General features: G+C 72.5%; 16 protein-coding genes. 11 read left to right on the top strand and 5 right to left on the bottom strand.

The features are described from left to right. The 3 genes from GFH49_RS35235 to GFH49_RS40815 form a co-directional block, all read left to right on the top strand. A partial coding sequence (locus GFH49_RS35235) for a TetR/AcrR family transcriptional regulator (RefSeq protein WP_155059816.1) occupies positions 1 to 585 on the top strand: 585 nt, incomplete at its 5' end. 64 nt (positions 586 to 649) lie between these two features. After that, on the top strand, positions 650 to 1,297 hold the full coding sequence (locus tag GFH49_RS35230) for an NAD(P)-dependent oxidoreductase (protein WP_155059817.1): 648 nt from the start codon (positions 650 to 652) through the stop codon (positions 1,295 to 1,297). Positions 1,298 to 1,338: 41 nt separating this feature from the next. After that, complete coding sequence (locus GFH49_RS40815) at positions 1,339 to 1,725, top strand: Rossmann-fold NAD(P)-binding domain-containing protein (protein WP_230396675.1); 387 nt, start codon at positions 1,339 to 1,341, stop codon at positions 1,723 to 1,725. A 21-nt stretch (positions 1,726 to 1,746) separates the two neighbouring features. On the opposite strand, the gene GFH49_RS35220 is transcribed toward GFH49_RS40815, so the two are convergent. Both GFH49_RS35220 and GFH49_RS35215 read right to left on the bottom strand, forming a co-directional pair. Continuing rightward, entirely contained in the window at positions 1,747 to 2,445 is a 699-nt protein-coding gene (locus tag GFH49_RS35220; RefSeq protein WP_155060123.1) for a gamma-glutamyl-gamma-aminobutyrate hydrolase family protein, read from the bottom strand. A gap of 73 nt (positions 2,446 to 2,518) precedes the next feature. Continuing rightward, positions 2,519 to 3,253, bottom strand: a complete 735-nt coding sequence (locus GFH49_RS35215; RefSeq protein WP_155060122.1) for a FadR/GntR family transcriptional regulator — start codon at positions 3,251 to 3,253, stop codon at positions 2,519 to 2,521. 98 nt (positions 3,254 to 3,351) lie between these two features. Between GFH49_RS35215 and GFH49_RS35210 the strand changes: the two genes are divergently transcribed. The 4 genes from GFH49_RS35210 to GFH49_RS35195 are packed head-to-tail and all read left to right on the top strand — an operon-like array spanning position 3,352 to position 7,876. Next, positions 3,352 to 4,761: a glutamine synthetase family protein gene (locus GFH49_RS35210; RefSeq protein ID WP_155060121.1), complete on the top strand. Its 1,410-nt coding sequence runs from the start codon at positions 3,352 to 3,354 to the stop codon at positions 4,759 to 4,761. Positions 4,762 to 4,769: 8 nt separating this feature from the next. Beyond that, complete coding sequence (locus tag GFH49_RS35205) at positions 4,770 to 6,143, top strand: aldehyde dehydrogenase family protein (RefSeq protein WP_155060120.1); 1,374 nt, start codon at positions 4,770 to 4,772, stop codon at positions 6,141 to 6,143. Next, positions 6,140 to 6,922 carry a 3-oxoacyl-ACP reductase gene (locus tag GFH49_RS35200; protein WP_155060119.1) on the top strand — a complete coding sequence of 261 codons (783 nt, stop codon included), beginning with the start codon at positions 6,140 to 6,142 and terminating at the stop codon, positions 6,920 to 6,922. Before GFH49_RS35205 ends, GFH49_RS35200 begins: the two co-directional genes overlap by 4 nt. 27 nt (positions 6,923 to 6,949) lie before the next feature. After that, positions 6,950 to 7,876: a DUF2510 domain-containing protein gene (locus tag GFH49_RS35195; protein WP_155060127.1), complete on the top strand. Its 927-nt coding sequence runs from the start codon at positions 6,950 to 6,952 to the stop codon at positions 7,874 to 7,876. A 4-nt stretch (positions 7,877 to 7,880) separates the two neighbouring features. Here GFH49_RS35195 and GFH49_RS35190 read toward each other — a convergent pair whose 3' ends face one another. Then, the gene (locus GFH49_RS35190; protein ID WP_155060118.1) at positions 7,881 to 9,083 is read right to left on the bottom strand and encodes an amino acid deaminase/aldolase; all 1,203 of its coding nucleotides are present in this window, start codon (positions 9,081 to 9,083) and stop codon (positions 7,881 to 7,883) included. A 1,282-nt stretch (positions 9,084 to 10,365) separates the two neighbouring features. Between GFH49_RS35190 and GFH49_RS35185 the strand changes: the two genes are divergently transcribed. Then, positions 10,366 to 11,286: a hypothetical protein gene (locus GFH49_RS35185; protein ID WP_328288315.1), complete on the top strand. Its 921-nt coding sequence runs from the start codon at positions 10,366 to 10,368 to the stop codon at positions 11,284 to 11,286. Further along, a complete protein-coding gene (mycP, locus tag GFH49_RS35180; RefSeq protein ID WP_155060117.1) occupies positions 11,283 to 12,449 on the top strand; it encodes a type VII secretion-associated serine protease mycosin in 1,167 nt (388 codons plus the stop codon). Before GFH49_RS35185 ends, mycP begins: the two co-directional genes overlap by 4 nt. Before the next feature lie 115 nt (positions 12,450 to 12,564). Here the strand turns inward: mycP and GFH49_RS35175 are convergent, their stop codons facing one another. Continuing rightward, positions 12,565 to 13,542 carry a serine hydrolase gene (locus tag GFH49_RS35175; RefSeq protein WP_155060116.1) on the bottom strand — a complete coding sequence of 326 codons (978 nt, stop codon included), beginning with the start codon at positions 13,540 to 13,542 and terminating at the stop codon, positions 12,565 to 12,567. A gap of 149 nt (positions 13,543 to 13,691) precedes the next feature. Here GFH49_RS35175 and GFH49_RS35170 point away from each other — a divergent pair, with 149 nt between their 5' ends. After that, complete coding sequence (locus GFH49_RS35170; RefSeq protein WP_155060115.1) at positions 13,692 to 14,471, top strand: SseB family protein; 780 nt, start codon at positions 13,692 to 13,694, stop codon at positions 14,469 to 14,471. Between the two features lie 598 nt (positions 14,472 to 15,069). Here GFH49_RS35170 and GFH49_RS35165 read toward each other — a convergent pair. After that, complete coding sequence (locus GFH49_RS35165) at positions 15,070 to 15,426, bottom strand: DUF1844 domain-containing protein (protein WP_155060114.1); 357 nt, start codon at positions 15,424 to 15,426, stop codon at positions 15,070 to 15,072. Positions 15,427 to 15,767: 341 nt separating this feature from the next. On the opposite strand from GFH49_RS35165, the gene infC reads away from it, so the two are divergent. After that, positions 15,768 to 16,448, top strand: a complete 681-nt coding sequence (gene infC / locus GFH49_RS35160; RefSeq protein ID WP_196218231.1) for a translation initiation factor IF-3 — start codon at positions 15,768 to 15,770, stop codon at positions 16,446 to 16,448. Positions 16,449 to 16,509 lie beyond the last annotated feature (61 nt).

Here is a 16,509-nt window from a genome sequence, read left to right as displayed (position 1 = left end):
ATGCCGAAAGTCACCGAAGCCCATCGAGTCGCCCGCCGGGGCGAGATCCTCGACGCCGCGCAGCGCGTGTTCGCCGCCCACGGCTACCGGGGTTCCTCGATCACGCAGATCGTCAAGGCATCCGGCCTGTCGGCCGGGGCGGTCTACAGCTACTACTCCAGCAAGGAGGAGCTGTTCCACGCCGTGGTCGAGCGGACGTTCGCCACCCGCACGGCCGCGATCACGCAGGTCAGGCCGGATGTCCCGCGCCCGCCGGGGGAACTGCTGGGGTCGGTGATCGCCGAGCTGGGCGAGGACATCTACACCATCGCCCCGCAGGTCTGGGCCGAGGCGGCAGTGGAGCCCGAGGCGCGCGCCGCTGTGGCGGGGGTGTTCGAGCAGTTCGGCGGGCTGCTGCGCGCCGAACTGACGGAGTGGGCGATGTCTCACCCGCAGCGCGCGGGCGGCGACCCCGCCGCCTGGGCCGCCCGTCGGGTCCCGGTGCTGGTCGCGATCATCCCCGGCTTCATCATGCAGCGTCTGACGATGCCCGGCTTCGACCAGCGGGCCTTCCTCGACGCCCTCGCTGAGACCTTCGACGCCTGAGTGCGTCGTCACCCACCGGACAAGCGGACCCGCCGCCGGGCAGGCCGAACGAAGGAGCAGAGATATGAGGATCGCCCTGCTGGGTGCCACCGGGCGGACCGGCACCGAGTTCATGGAGCAGGCTCTGGCCGCGGGCAATGAGGTTGTGGCCTACGTGCGCCGCCCGGAGGCACTCGGGGCCCGTCCTGGGCTGAGCGTGGTCGGCGGCCAGCTCGACGACCGAAACGCTGTGAAGGGCGCTCTGGCCGGCTGTGACGCCGTCGCGGTGACGCTGGGCCCGAAGATCAGCCAGCGCAACGCGCCGATCATGGCCACGGCCATGCCTCCGGTGATCGCCGCGGCCAAGGAGAACGGCGTGAAGCGGATCGTGGTGCTCTCGGCCCTCGGCGTCGGCGACACGTTCGAGAACACCCAGTACCCGTACCGGTTCGGGTGCCGCACCTTCCTCGCCTCGAACTTCCGCGACCACGTCGCCGGCGAGTCGCAGCTCGTCGGCAGCGGCCTGGACTGGACCACGGTGCACCCCGGCCCGCTGTCGGACGCGCCGCGGACCCCGCACCCGCTGATCGTCGACGCCGCCACCGGCCGGCAGATGCCGCGCGCGCCCCGCACGCGCCGCTCTGACGTCGCCGCCGCGATGCTGGCGATGATCGAGGACTCAAGCACCTTCGGCAAGCAGATGCTGATCACCTCCGCCGTGCAGGCTGCCTGATCGAAGGACGAGGAGGGGATCGCGATGGCCCGTCGGGACCGATGCACCTGCGAAAGCATGAAAGCGGCGGGATGTTCGACCGGTTCACAGAGCATGCCGACCGGCTGACCGTCGAGATCCTCGGCCTCGCGTGGCCGGCCGACGTCGACAAGGTGGTCGGCAGGACTTTCCGGTCCGGGCCGGTGGACATTGTGGTCAACAATGCCGGGTACGCGGTTGTGGGCGCCGCCGAGGAAATGACCGTCGAGCAGCTTCGCGACCAGATCGAGGCCTTCCTGCTCGCGCCGATGGTGATCACCGTGCCTTCCTGCAGCCGGCGCGTGAGCAGGGGGAGGCCGAAAGGGCGAAGCCCCTGGGGGATGGGGCGGGTAGGGGCCGCGGGGCGAGGACCCTTCGCGAGCCATCCACCCACCCGAGCGCCATCATGACGTCCGTGGCCCTCCGGTGACTCAGACGCCGGCCGGGGGACCGGCCGCACGCACCAAGGCCCGCATCACGCGCAGATCCCCGCCCATCTCCGGATGCCACTGCACCCCCAACACCCAGTCGCCGGAAGGAAGTTCCACCGCCTCCACGGTCCCGTCCGCCGCATACGCCGACGCCACCAGCCCCGCCCCCAGCCGGTCCACGGACTGATGGTGATACGTCGGTACAGCCGTCTCCTCCGGGACGACACCCGCGTACAGCGTCCCCGGCACGGGCTTGACCGAGTGCCGCCCGAAGACGCCGACCACCTCCGCATGCCCGTCGAGATGCTGGACGAGCGTGCCGCCGAGGGCGACGTTCAGCAGCTGCATGCCGCGGCAGATGCCCAGCAACGGCACGCGGGCCTGCAACGCGGCCTCGATGAGCGCGAGTTCCCAGGCGTCACGCGCCCGCGCCGGCGGCCCCGTCCGGTCGTCGCGCTCGGCGCCGTACCGGACCGGATCGACATCCGGCCCGCCCGCGATCACCAGACCGTCGAGCCGGGCCACGGCCGACGCGGCGAGCGACGGCTCGTCCGGCGGAAGCATCACGGCCAGCCCGCCCGCCGCCTGTACGAGCCGCGGATACCCGGCAGGCAGCAACGCGGCCTCCAGCTCCCACACGCCCCAGCGGGCCCCGGCCTCCAGATACGTACTGATGCCGATCAACGGCCTGCCGGTCATACGTCCTCCCGCTCCCGTCAATGGATCGCGCTCACACCATTGCCGTAATCATCCTCCAACGGCAAGCCCGCCCTCAGGTCAGGAACCCCCGCAACAGCGCCGCCGTCCCCCCGCAGTGCTCCCGCATCATCTCCCGCGCGCCGTCCGCGTCCCCGTCCAGCACCGCCTCGACGATCGCGAGATGCTGCCGCTGGGAGTGCTCCAGGTTGCGGACGAGCAGCGGGATGCAGTCCAGCAGGTCGTTGACGGTGGCCCGGACCGCCGCGTACTGCGCGGTCAGCGACGGCGACTCGCACAGCTCGGCCAGGGTGAGGTGGAGCAGTGTGTCCAGTCGGCGGTAGTCGGAGAGGGGAGCGTCCTGAGTGCGGGCGAGGGCCTCACGGAGCCGGGCGGTCTGCTCGCCGGTGAGGCCGTGCGCGGCGCACAGCCCGGCCGCGCCGACCTCCAGTACCTCGCGGAACCGCAGCACGTCCTCGATGTCGACCGCGGCGACCCGCCGCCGCAGCTCGTCCTCGCCGCCGCAGTCCTTTCGGGGCAGCACGAAGGTCCCGCCGTACCGCCCGCGGCGGGACTCGACGAGCCCCTGGTCCTGAAGCACCTTGAGCACCTCGCGCAGGGTGACCCGGCTGATGCCGAGCCGCTCCGCCAGCTCCCGCTCGGCGGGCAGCCGTTCGCCGCCGGGCACCAGGCCGAGGCGGACGACCTGGAGGATCTGCTCAAGCGCCTCCTCGAAGCCGTTGCCGGCGCGCACCGGACGCAGCACCGGGGCCAGCCCGTCCTGAGCGATGCCGTCGGGATCGACCGACATATGGCCGTGCCCCCTTCCCAAGCAATGGTTCTCCGCAATACCTTATGGCTCTCGGCTGGCTGAAACCAGCGCGCAGAAGCCCGAAGGAGGCCCTTCCCGTGGCAGACCGCACACCCCCGCTCGGCGTCGAGGAGCTGCACGCACTCGTCGCGGGCGGTGAGATCGACACTGTCGTCCTGGCCTTCCCCGATATGCAAGGGCGGCTCCAGGGCAAGCGGTTCGCCGCCCGCTTCTTCCTCGACGAGGTCCTCCACCACGGCACCGAGGGCTGCAACTACCTCCTGGCCGTCGACACCGAGATGAACACCGTCGACGGCTACGCCATGTCGTCCTGGGACCGCGGCTACGGCGACTTCGCCATGCACCCCGACCTGAGCACCCTGCGCCGGGTCCCCTGGAACGCGGGCACGGCCATGGTGATCGCCGACCTCGCCTGGACCGACGGCTCCCCGGTCGTCGCCGCCCCGCGCCAGATACTGCGCCGCCAGCTGGAGCGCCTCGCCGAACTCGGCCTCACCGCCCAGGTCGGCACGGAGCTGGAGTTCATCGTCTTCAAGGACACCTACGAGCAGGCCTGGGACGCGAACTACCGGGGGCTCACCCCGGCGAACCAGTACAACATCGACTACTCCGTCCTCGGCACCGGCCGCATCGAGCCCCTGCTCCGCCGCATCCGCAACGAGATGGCGGGCGCCGGCCTCACCGTCGAGTCCGCCAAGGGCGAGTGCAACCCCGGCCAGCATGAGATCGCCTTCCGCTACGACGAGGCCCTCGTCACCTGCGACCAGCACGCCGTCTACAAGACCGGAGCCAAGGAGATCGCCGCCCAGGAGGGCGTGTCCCTGACCTTCATGGCCAAGTACGACGAGCGCGAGGGCAACTCCTGCCACATCCATCTGTCGTTGGCGGATGCGGACGGGAACAGCGTGATGCCGGGGGAGGGCAGTGGTATGTCACATGGCACCGACGGGACGGGTACCGATACCGATACCGGTGCTATGTCACATGTCATGCGCCACTTCCTCGCCGGACAGCTGGCCGCCCTGCGCGACTTCTCCCTCCTCTACGCCCCCAACATCAACTCCTACAAACGCTTCCAGCCCGGCTCCTTCGCCCCCACCGCCGTCGCCTGGGGCTACGACAACCGCACCTGTGCCCTCCGCGTCGTCGGCCACGGCCGCTCCCTGCGGTTCGAGAACCGGCTGCCCGGCGGCGACGTCAACCCGCACCTCGCGGTGGCCGGGCTGGTGGCGGCCGGGCTGTACGGCATCGAGCAGCAGCTGGAGCTGCCCGAGCCCTGCCCGGGCAACGCCTACGCCGCCGAGTTCGCGCACGTGCCCACCACCCTGCGTGAGGCCGCCGAGCTGTGGGAGAACAGCCCCGTGGCCAAGGCCGCCTTCGGCGACGAGGTCGTCGCGCACTACCGCAACATGGCGCGCGTCGAGCTGGACGCCTTCGACGCCGCGGTCACCGACTGGGAGCTGCGCCGCTCCTTCGAACGCATGTGAGGCCCTCCTTGTCCGCCGAGCACGAACTCGAAGTCCTGAACCCCGCGACCGAGGAGGTCGTCGCCACCCTCCCCGCCGCCGACGCCGCCGACGTGGACCGTGCCGTCGCCCGTGCCGCCGCCGCCCAGCGGTCCTGGGCGTTCGCCGCCCCCGCCGACCGGGCCCGGCTGCTGCGCCGCTTCGCCGACGTCGTCGACACCCACAGCGAGGAGCTGGCCCAGCTGGAGGTCCGTGAGGCGGGCCATCTCCTCGGCAACGCCCGCTGGGAGGCCGGCAACGCCCGCGATCTGCTGCTGTACGCGGCCGGCGGCGCCGAACGCCTCCTCGGCAAGCAGATCCCCGTACCGGGCGGCTGGAACGTCACCTTCCAGGAGCCCCTCGGCGTGGTAGGCGTCATCGCACCCTGGAACTTCCCGATGCCCATCGCCGCCTGGGGCTCCTTCCCGGCCCTCGCCGCGGCCAACGCGGTCGTCCTCAAGCCCGCCGAGACCACCCCGCTCACAGCGCTGCGGCTGGCCGAACTCGCGCTGGAGGCCGGCCTGCCCGAGGGGCTGTTCCAAGTCCTCCCCGGATACGGCCATATCGCGGGCCGCGCCCTCGTCGACCACCCCGGCGTGGCGAAGATCGTGTTCACCGGCTCCACCCGAACCGGCCGCGAGATCATGGAGCGCTGCGCCCGCCTGGTCAAGCCGGTCACCCTCGAACTCGGCGGCAAGAGCCCCAACATCGTCTTCGCCGACGCCGACCTGAAGAGCGCGGCCGACCCGTTCTCCTTCCTCGACAACAGCGGCCAGGACTGCTGCGCCCGCACCCGGATCCTGGTCCAGGAGTCCGTGTACGACGAGGTCCGCGAACTGCTCGCCGACGCGCTGTCCGCGGTGGTCGTGGGCGACCCCGCCGACGACAAGACCCAGATGGGCCCGCTGATCAGCCGTCAGCAGCTGGACCGCGTACGGTCGTTCGTCCCCGAGGACGCCCCGGCCCTGCGCGGCAGCGCCCCCGACGGCCCCGGCTTCTGGTTCGCGCCGACCGTCCTGACCGGGGAGCGGCACGATTCCGCGGCGGCCTGCGAGGAGATCTTCGGCCCGGTCGCCGTCCTGCTGCCCTTCACCGACGAGCAGGACGCGGTCCGCCTCGCCAACGACACCCCGTACGGCCTCGCGGGCTCCCTGTGGACCCGCGACCTGGGCCGCGCCCTGCGCGTCTCGCAGGCCGTCCGGGCCGGCAACCTGTCCGTCAACTCCCACTCCGCCGTCCGCTACTGGACCCCCTTCGGCGGCGTCAAGCAGTCCGGCGTCGGCCGTGAGCTGGGCCCGGACGCCCTGTCCGCCTTCACCGAAACCAAGAACGTCTTCATCAGCACGGAAGGCCCCGCACAGTGACCGAAGAAAACGTGTGCCGCCGACTGGTCGGCCGCACCGCCGTCATCACCGGAGCCGGCAGCGGCATCGGCCTCGCCACCGCCCGCCGGCTCGCCTCCGAGGGCGCGCACATCGTCTGCGGCGACGTGGACGAACAGCGCGGCAAGGCGGCTGCCGACGACATCGGGGGGATCTTCGTGAAGGTCGACGTCACCGACGCCGAGCAGGTCGAGGCGCTGTTCAAGACGGCGTACGACACCTACGGCAGCGTCGACATCGCCTTCAACAACGCGGGCATCTCGCCGCCCGACGACGACTCCATCCTGGAGACCGGCCTGGAGGCCTGGAAGCGCGTCCAGGAGGTCAACCTCACCTCCGTCTACCTGTGCTGCAAGGCCGCGATCCCCTACATGCGGCGCCAGGGCAGGGGGTCGATCATCAACACCGCGTCCTTCGTGGCCCGGATGGGCGCGGCCACGTCGCAGATCTCGTACACCGCCTCCAAGGGTGGCGTCCTGGCCATGTCCCGCGAACTCGGCGTGCAGTTCGCCCGCGAAGGCATCCGCGTCAACGCGCTCTGCCCCGGACCGGTCAACACCCCGCTTCTGCAGGAGCTGTTCGCCAAGGACCCGGAGCGGGCGGCACGCCGGCTCGTCCACATCCCCGTCGGCCGGTTCGCGGAGGCCGAGGAGATCGCCGCCGCGGTCGCCTTCCTGGCCAGCGACGACTCCTCCTTCGTGAACGCGACCGACTTCCTCGTCGACGGCGGAATCTCGGGGGCGTACGTCACGCCCCTGTAGGCGGCGCCCTACAGTGCCGAGATGAGCATGACGCCCCCGCCCGGCTGGTACCGGGACCTTTCCGCCCCGCACCTGGAGCGCTGGTGGGACGGAACGGCCTGGACCGAGCACCGGCGCGCGCCCGAGATCCCCGGGCCGCCGGTGCCGGCCCTTCCGTCCGCCGGCGGGGCCTCCGGGCGGGCCAAGGCTGTCGCCCTCATCAGCGCGAGCGTCGTCCTCGTCGTCGCGATCGTCACCGGGACGGTCGTCCTCGGCCGGGACGGCGGCGGCGTGAACCCGATCGCGGACCCGACGCTACCGACGCCGACCGCCGAGGCACCGACCGGCGAGGCACCGGCCGGCGAGACTGCGTCCCCGTCCACCAGCGAGCCGTCCGCCGACGACGCCGACCTGGTCGTCGACCAACTCAACGGCATCACCCTGCCGTTGCTCGACGGCTGGGTCCGCCCCCGGCACATCGCCGAGGCCGACGTCCTGATGACCACCGACGGCGCCTACGACTGCCCGGCCGACGCCGGAGCCTGCCACCACGGCCTCGTCGTCTCCCGCACGGTCACCGGCCACGACGAGAAGTCCCCCGAGGCCCTGGCCAGGGCGGACATCCCGGATGCGGCCGGTGACGCCTACGACCGCGACCGCATCGGACGGCGCCCCTTCGGCGGCATGGAGTCCCACAAGCTCGTCGGTTCCGGGCCGGTGGCGGTGGCGGGCCGCGCCGGGTACTACGTGCGCTGGCGGGTCAGCACGGCCAAAGGGCCGGGCGGTTACGTCCAGTCGCTGGCGTTCCCGTGCGGCGCCGGCCCGGAGTCCCGGGTCATCGTCCGCTATGTCCTCGACGCGGGCGAGGACGGGCCGCCGCTGTCCGACATGGACCGGTTCACCAAGGGAATCAAGGTGATCGCCGACGAGGTCGGCGGCGGAGGTGTGGGCAGCAGCATAGGACCGAGGGGCTGACGAGCTACAGGAAGGTCAGTCCCTCGCCGCGATACGTCGGTACGGTCGCCGTCACCGAGTCCCCCTCGATCAGACGCAGCGCGTCGAACCGCTCGCACAGCTCACCGGCCTTGGCATGCCGGAACCACACCTTGTCGCCGATCAGCAGATCGTCGGCGGGCGGCCCGAGCAGCGGCGTCTGCACCTCGCCGGGACCCTCCTGGGGGTCGTACTCCAGCCCTTCCGGCAGATACGGCACGGGCAGCCGGTCGAGCCCGGCCGCGCCGGACGCCGGATAGCCGCCGCCGAGGACGGTGACGACCCCGACGCCCGGCCGGCGTACGACGGGCTGGGCGAACAGCGCGGCCGGACGCCCGCTGAACGACGTGTAGTTGTCGAACAGCCGCGGCACGTACAGCCCCGACCCGGCCGCGATCTCCGTGACGGAGTCCTCGGCGGCGGTGTGCTGCACACTGCCGGTCCCGCCGCCGTTGACGTACTCCAGATCGGGTGCCACGGCCCGCACCGCGCGTACCACCTCGGCCCGCCGCTCGGCGAGTTCCCGGCGGGCGGTGGACTGCATCAGCCGGACGGCACGCGAGCGCAGCGGCCGCCCGGCGATCGCGTCGCCGACGCCGGCGATGTGCCCCTCGTAGGCCATGATCCCCACGAGCTTGAAGCCGGGCCGGCGGGCCACCGTACGGGCCAGGTCGGCGACTTGGGCGGGGGAGTGCAGCGGAGACCGCCGCGCCCCGATCCGCACGCGCCCGCCGAGCAGCTTCAGGGAGGTGTCCAACTCCAGGCACACCCGCACCACTTCACGCCCGCCGCTGCGGGACGCGTCGATGAGCGCGAGCTGCGCCGGGTCGTCGACCATCACGGTCACCGCGGCGGCGAGTTTGGGATCACCGGCCAACTCGGCGAATCCGGCGCGGTCCGCCGACGGATAGGCCAGCAGGATGTCGTCGAACCCCGACCGCGCCAGCCACAGGGACTCGGCGAGGGTGAAGGACATGATGCCCGCGAAGCCGTCCTTGGCGAGCGCCCGTTCGAGCAGGGCCCGGCAGCGTACGGACTTGCTGGCGACCCGCACGGGCTTTCCGCTCGCCCGGCGGACCAAGTCCTCCGCGTTGGCGTCGAAGGCGTCCAGGTCCACGATCGCGAGAGGGGCGTCGAGATGGGCGGTGGCCCGGTCGTAACGGGTCCGGTCGGCGGCGCGCGCAGTCATGAACGAAGCCTGCCAGACTGGATTACCGCAGGGTAGGGGGATGTTCCGGGCAGATGCCCCGGTGTTGTGGACCGGTTCCCGTTCCACCGGGGGCAACCCGTAGAGTTGCGCGCACGCACGCAGGAACGACTCCGGCCCGCGCAAGGCCCGGGCATGAGGAAACGGGGGGTGCATGAGCACGGAAGCGAGGCGCGCGCCCGTGCCCCCACGCCCACCTCATCCGCCCACGGTTCCGGCGGAGTACGACCAGCCGGTGAACGGTACGCCCGAGGCAGCGGCACGGGACGACGCCGGTCAGACGCCGACCCGCGGCACGGGCGGGCCGGGATCGGAGGCCGCGTCGGCTCCGACCGCGGCCCCGCAGTCCGACGTGCCCTCCCAGGGCAGGGGGCCCAGACCGGACGCCCCCCGCACTCCTGCGCGCGACACGACGGACGCCCCCGGCTCTCAACCCCCCTTCACCGACCCGTCCCCCCAGGACACCGCCCCACCACCCCCGCCAAAGGCCTCCGCCCGCTTCCCGGACACCCCTCCCCGAACACCCACGGACACCACCACACCACCACGCCACCCGGCCGCGCCCGCATCAAACCCTGCCCCCGCACCCGGCCCACACCCATCCGCGCCCCCTGCCGCACCCTCACACCGTCCCGGCGGATCCGGGGTTCCTGCCGAGCCCACGCGTCGTCCGGCCACACCGACGGCGACCGCTGACGGTTCGCTCCGTCCGGGTGGATCCGTGGTTCCTGCCGAGCCTTCGCCCCGGCCGGGCGCCCCGGCACCGGCCGCCGACCGTTCGCGGCGTCCGGGCGGTCCCGCGGTGAATGCCGATGCGGAGCCTGGTCTGCGCGGTTCTGCGGCTTCCGCTGAGCCGTCACAACGTCCGAACGCATCGGCGCCGACCGCCGACCACTCGCGCCGCCCGCGCGTACCCGCGGCTCCCGCCCAGCCGCCGCGCCCTCCGGCCGCCGCGCGCCCCGCCTCCGCCGAGGCGCTGAGGCGTGCCGGCGGGCAGCCGCTGCCTGCCGAGACGCCGCGCCGCCCGCGCGTACCCGCGGCTCCCGCCCAGCCGCCGGTGCCCCCCGAGCCACCCCGGCGCCCCGTCGCCCAACCGCTGCCCCCGGAAACTCCCCGACGTCCCGACGTGCCGCCCGCGTCTGCCGAGGGCTTGCGGCGTCCGGTCGTAGCCCCGATACCGGCCGAGACCGTCTCTGAGAGGACCACCCGCTTGCGCCCGGTCCCGGGTGATTCGGCGTCGACTGCTGAGTCCGGCGGGGGTGGTGTGCCTCCGCTGCCCGACTCGCCGCCGGCGGGTGGGCGGTCCTTCTCGCCCGACCCCGCGTTCTCCTGGAGCGCGTCCGTGGCGCCGGGCGGGACGGGGCGGCCGTTCGTGTCGCTGGGGCAGCCCGAGGGATACGACGACCGGGCGCGGCCGCGTCCGCTGGGGGGCCGGGTGCGGAATCGTACCGTCGTGGCGGCTGCCTGCCTGGTGCTCGGGCTCGGGTTGATCGGCGGTGCGGTGACCGGGAGTTGGCTCATCCCCGACGGCGGTGAGGGCGGTTCGAGCGGCGCGTTCGCCGCGGCCGGAAGCCTGTGGCACAGCGTGCCGGTCGATCAGCTGTTCCAGCCCACCATCGAGGGCCAGGGCGCCGGGCCCGGCGGAGCCGACCGCACCTGGACCCGCATCGCCGTCGCCCCGGACAGCGGCTGCGCGGACGCCTTCGACCCGCTGCTGCGCAAGGCCCTCGCCCCCGTCGGCTGCCAGCGCCTGCTGCGCGCCACGTACACGGACGCGACCCAGAGCTACGTCACCACCGTCGGTCTGCTCTTCACCAAGGGCGACTCCGCCGCCATGGCCGCCCTGCGCACCCGGTTCAAGAACGAGAGCCTGGACAGCCGTACCGACCTGATGCCCCGCCCGTACGCCGCGAAGGACACCGCCGCCGCAGGCTTCGGCAGCGAGCAGCGCGCCTCGTGGACCGTCTCCGTCCTCACCGACGCCCCGGTCGTCGTCTACTCCGTCTCCGGCTGGGCCGACGGCCGTACCGTCGACGAACCCGAGCCGGCCGCCGAGGCCATGGCGTCCGGCGCCACCACGGCCGTCGCCCAGGCGGGCCTGGGCCACGAGGCGCGGGGCCTGGCCGACCGCGTCGAACGGGCGCTGCGCAAGACCGTCGACTCGGCCACGGAGCAGCCGTCATGACCGCCACCCGCCGCCTCGGCGTCGTCAGCGCCCTGCTCGCCGCCTCCATCGCCCTCGTGCCGCCCACCGCCGCGCACGCCGACGGCATACGCGCCCAGCAGTGGGCCCTGGAGGCCATGCACACGGAAGAGACCTGGCAGACCACGAAGGGCCGCGGCGTCACCGTCGCCGTCCTGGACACCGGCGTCGACTCCGGCCACCCCGACCTCGCCGGCAACGTCCTCGAAGGCAAGGACATGATCGGCTTCGGCGCCACCCGGGGCGACCGCGCCTGGGCCCGCCACGGCACCGCCATGGCCGGCATCATCGCCGGTCACGGCCATGGCGCGGGCAACGGCGACGGCGTCATGGGCGTCGCCCCCGAGGCCAGGATCCTCCCCGTCCGCGTGATCCTCGAAGACGGCGACTCCGCCCGCGGCAAGGCCCGCAACACCCGCGGCAACGCCCTCGCCGAAGGCATCCGCTGGGCCGCCGACCACGGCGCCGACGTCATCAACCTCTCCCTCGGCGACGACTCCAAGTCCGCCCACCCCGAACCGGCCGAGGACGAAGCGGTCCAGTACGCCCTCAAGAAGGGGGCCGTCGTCGTCGCCTCGGCCGGCAACGGCGGTGACACGGGCGACCACATCTCCTACCCGGCCGCCTACCCGGGCGTGATCGCCGCGACCGCCGTCGACCGCTACGGCACCCGCGCCGCCTTCTCCACCCGCCGCTGGTACGCCACGGTCAGCGCCCCCGGCGTCGACATCGTCATCGCCGACCCCGACCGCAAGTACTACGAGGGCTGGGGTACGAGTGCCGCCGCGGCCTTCGTCTCCGGCGCCGTCGCCCTCGTCAAGGCGGCCCACCCCGGACTGACCCCGGCCCAGATCAAGAAGCTCCTGGAGGACACCGCCCGCAACGCCCCCGTGAACGGCCGCGACGACTCCCGCGGCTACGGCCTCGTCGACCCGGCAGCCGCCATCGAGGCCGCCGAGCGCCTCGAACCGAAGGGCCTGCACGCGGCCGGCTACGACGACGAGTACTTCGGCTCGGGCCCCGACGCAGCCGAGGCCGAGGACACGACATCGGGCTGGGCCGCCCCGCTGGCGGGCAGCATCGGCGGTGTCCTGCTGGTCGTCGCCGTCGTCGTGTGGCGCGGCCGGCGGTACGACGACGCGTAGCCCGCGCCCGAACGCTCCGCGCCGGCTGTGTCGATGCGCGGCTCCGCCGCGGGGCCGCGGCAGGCCGTGGGCCGTCTGCGGCGCCGTCCTGGCTGGTCGACTTCGCCCGGCCCGCTCAGGGAGCCGAGGCGGAGGCCGAGGCGGACGCGGACGGCTCCTGTTCTCCGAACACCGAGACCGCTGCCCGCGCCGCCGCCTCGACCAGTGAAATCCCCTTCGCCTGCGTCGAGTTGCCGTCGGACAGCACCGCCACCAGATAGTCGTGACCGTCGACGGTGATCCGCCCGATGCTGTTGATGTCCCACAGGCCGGTGGCGCTGCGCGGCAGCCAGCCGTTCTTCAGCGCCCACGCCGAGCCGTCGGCCGCGGCCGACACCCCCCACTGCTGCCCGGTGGCTATCTGCCCCATCAGCCCCTGGATGTACGACCGCGAGGCCTCGGTCAGCTCCGAGTCCTCCCCGAACACCTGCTGGAGCAGCACGATCTGATCGGCCGCCGTGGTCTGCGTCAGCCCCCACAGCATGTCCTCGCCGCCCTCGGTGCCGGTGAGCCCGAGACGCTCGTTCGCGGCGTCGAGCCCGTCCGCCCTCCCGATCGTCCGCCACAGGGACGCCGCGGAGGCGTTGTCGCTGGTCTCGATCATCGCCGTCGCGTACGACTTCTCCGTCGCCGTCAGCTCACGTCCCGCGTCCTGCGCCTGGAGGAGCAGGGCCGCCAGGATGTCCACCTTGACGATGCTCGCGGTGTCGAAGAGACCGTCCCCGTACGTGGCGCTCGCGCCGGACTCCACGTCCAGCACCGCCACCGACACCTCGGCACTGTCCTCGACGGTCACCGGGTCCATCGCCTCGGCCAGCAGTTCGTCGTGGTCCACCACCGGCTGCGCGGTCGCCGTCTCCACCGATGCCTCCCCGCTCGCCGAGGCCGACGGCGACGCGGAGACCGACGATACGGCCCCCGTACCGGAGTCCGCCTGTGCCTTCACGTACACGGTCCCCACTGCCGTACCGCCCACGACGGCGACCGCGGCGAGGGCGGCGTACACCAGGCTGCGGCGGGACGGAACGCGGCGAGCGGGTCCGGGAGGCTCCATGCCCGCGATGCTGGGGCATTCGGCTGTGCGGTCTGTTAGACGGAGGTTAGATGTCTGTCAGGGATCTCTGAGAAACCGGTGAAGGTGTCACGGCCGGGTTTCCGGGGCCGCACAACCGCAGCAGCTTTCCCCCGATAGGGTCGGTGACCGTGGCGAACAAGAACATTCCCGACCCCGGATTCTCCGACGACGACGGCTCTGCCGACCCCCGGCTGAGCGCGGCGCTCGCCGGCTGGGCCGAGGATCGCACCGCCGTGGAGCCGGTGCTTCAGGCGCTGAAGGGCGCCCGCCTCCTCGTCCCTGTCGTAGCCGTACTCGGTGAGGTCGAAGAGGACACTGAGGAGGGGCGCGAAGCTCCTTGGAAGGGCGGTGGTGGGAGACGGGAGGGCGGGCTGCGCCGCGAGAAGACCAGCGACATGGCCGTGCCGACCCTGAAGGCCGGCACCCGCACGGCCCTGCCTGCCTTCACCTCCACCGACTCGCTGGCCCGCTGGGACCCCGCGGCCCGCCCCGTCGCCGTACCCCTGCACCAGGCACTGCGGGCTGCGGCGCACGAGAAGGCGGACACGATCGTGCTGGACCTGGCCGGACCGGTGCCGTACGAACTGACCGGGCCCGCGCTGCTGGCGCTGGCGGAGGGCCGTACGACGACCGATCCGCTCGCCGACCCCGCCGTCACCGGCGCCGTACGGGCCGCCGTGGCCGCCGAGCCCGCCGTGCTGCGTGCCTACCTCGGCCCCGGACAGGCGGACGGCACGCTCGCCCTCGTCCTCGACCCCGGCGCCACCCCGGGCCCGGCCGCCCGCACCCTGGCCGAGCGGCTGGCCACCGACGAAACGCTGCGGGCCCGCCTGGTGCGCGGCCTCGACCTGGCACTCCTGCCGACCGGGGCGACACCACCGGGCGAGCCCTTGTACGTACGCGGGTAGCCAGGGCCCGTCCGGTCCGTCGGATGCCCGAGTCGCGGCTCCGGTCCGTCGGATGCCCGAGTCGCGGCTCCGGTCCGTCGGGTGCCCGATGTCGCGGCTCCGGCCTGTCCAATGCCCGAGTCGCGGCTCCGGTCCGTCGGATGCCCGAGTCGCGGCTCCGGTCCGTCGGGTGCCCGATGTCGCGGCTCCGGCCTGTCCAATGCCCGACGTTGCGGGTTCCGGCCCGTCGTCGAGTGCCGGCCTCGCGGGCTCCGGCCCGCCCGTCCGCGACGTCCTCGCCGACGGCCGACTCCCGACGCTCGCCCGCGCGCGCGGGACCAGTCGGTCATCGCGGCCGGTTGCTCCGCGGCCGACCCGCTCGCCCTCGCGCGTGGGACCGATCTCGCGGCCGACGCGTTTCAGGGCTGCGATGGCCGCTCGCCCTCGCGCGCGGGACCCATCGCGCCGACGCCCTCCCCGGCCTTGCCGCCGGAGGCTCTCCGCACCCTCGAATCCGCTCACGCGGGGGCACCCCATCGCCCCCGCTCACCCGGCTCACCCGCACTGACCACTGACGAGGTGCCGTTCCGGGCAGCCGGCCCGATCCGCCCGGGCAGTTTTAGCCGTAGACCGGGCCGGTGTACTTCTCGCCGGGTCCCTGGCCGGGCTCGTCCGGGACGATCGACGCCTCGCGGAACGCCAGCTGGAGCGACTTCAGACCGTCGCGCAGCGGGGCCGCGTGGAAGGAGCTGATCTCCGTGGCGCTGGCGTCGAGCAGTCCGGCGAGGGCGGACACCAGCTTGCGGGCCTCGTCCAGGTCCTTGTGCTTCTCGCCCTCCTCGGTCAGACCGAGCTTCACCGCGGCGGCGCTCATCAGGTTGACGGCGACCGTCACGATCACCTCGACCGCGGGGACCTCGGCGATGTCACGGGTCATGGCGTCGAAGTCGGGCGTCTCAGGCGGGGTGTCACTCATGCCGGACACGATAGGCCCCGATGCACGCCGGTTCGCACCACCCCCGGGTTGCTGCTAACCTTGTGTAACGACCGGTCGGACACGTATGCCACACGGCACGGGCCCGACCTACAAGTGGAGGCTTTCGAACTCCCACCTGACCGCCTTCCGGGCGGCGGGTCACCGGTCAGGCGGTCCCGTTCAGCGACGGGCATCCGCCCGAAAGTGCGCCCCGCGATCCTCGCGGCGGTCGCTCCGGTAGTTCGAGGAGCCCCGCCTGTGATCGTCCGGGGCATTTTTTGTGCTTCGGCGCGGTTAGGTCTATCGAAAAGAGACGTTACGCGGCTGTCCTCCAGACAGTCGTGTGGTGCTACCGAGGAGGATCCATCAGCGCCGAGCCCCGCATCAACGACCGGATTCGCGTTCCCGAGGTGCGACTTGTCGGTCCCAGCGGCGAGCAGGTGGGCATCGTCCCGCTGGCCAAGGCCCTGGAGCTTGCGCAGGAGTACGACCTGGACCTGGTCGAGGTCGCGGCGAACGCCCGTCCGCCCGTGTGCAAGCTCATGGACTACGGGAAGTTCAAGTACGAGTCGGCCATGAAGGCCCGTGAGGCGCGCAAGAACCAGGCGCACACGGTCATCAAGGAGATGAAGCTCCGGCCGAAGATCGACCCGCACGACTATGACACCAAGAAGGGTCACGTCGTCCGGTTCCTCAAGCAGGGCGACAAGGTCAAGATCACGATCATGTTCCGTGGTCGCGAGCAGTCCCGGCCCGAGCTGGGCTACCGACTGCTGCAGCGTCTCGCGGAGGACGTCCAGGACCTCGGTTTCGTCGAGTCGAACCCGAAGCAGGACGGCCGGAACATGATCATGGTTCTCGGTCCGCACAAGAAGAAGACCGAGGCGATGGCCGAGGCCCGCCAGGCGCAGGAAGCCCGCAAGGCGGAAGCGAAGGCCAACCCCGGCCGCTCGCAGAACGCCGCGGACTCCGAGAACGCCGTGGCCGCCGAGGCGCCTGCCGAGGCTTCCGCCGAGGCGTGATCCCGGGGGGCGCGAGTCCCCAGGATGTAACCGATACAACAGCGACGCTCCACCGTGCCCG

The sequence above is a fragment of the Streptomyces blattellae genome, assembly GCF_009709555.1.
GTDB classification, from domain to species: Bacteria; Actinomycetota; Actinomycetes; order Streptomycetales; family Streptomycetaceae; genus Streptomyces; species Streptomyces blattellae.
This window is presented reverse-complemented; position numbering and strand designations above follow the sequence as displayed.

Bases quoted from the DNA above. Each gene is read 5' to 3' on its own strand.
- GFH49_RS35230 (WP_155059817.1), top strand. From the start codon at position 650: ATGAGGATCGCCCTGCTGGGTGCCACCGGGCGGACCGGCACCGAGTTC.
- GFH49_RS40815 (WP_230396675.1), top strand. From the start codon at position 1,339: ATGCACCTGCGAAAGCATGAAAGCGGCGGGATGTTCGACCGGTTCACA.
- GFH49_RS35220 (WP_155060123.1), bottom strand. From the start codon at position 2,445: ATGACCGGCAGGCCGTTGATCGGCATCAGTACGTATCTGGAGGCCGGG.
- GFH49_RS35215 (WP_155060122.1), bottom strand. From the start codon at position 3,253: ATGTCGGTCGATCCCGACGGCATCGCTCAGGACGGGCTGGCCCCGGTG.
- GFH49_RS35195 (WP_155060127.1), top strand. From the start codon at position 6,950: ATGACGCCCCCGCCCGGCTGGTACCGGGACCTTTCCGCCCCGCACCTG.
- GFH49_RS35190 (WP_155060118.1), bottom strand. From the start codon at position 9,083: ATGACTGCGCGCGCCGCCGACCGGACCCGTTACGACCGGGCCACCGCC.
- mycP (WP_155060117.1), top strand. From the start codon at position 11,283: ATGACCGCCACCCGCCGCCTCGGCGTCGTCAGCGCCCTGCTCGCCGCC.
- GFH49_RS35175 (WP_155060116.1), bottom strand. From the start codon at position 13,542: ATGGAGCCTCCCGGACCCGCTCGCCGCGTTCCGTCCCGCCGCAGCCTG.
- GFH49_RS35165 (WP_155060114.1), bottom strand. From the start codon at position 15,426: ATGAGTGACACCCCGCCTGAGACGCCCGACTTCGACGCCATGACCCGT.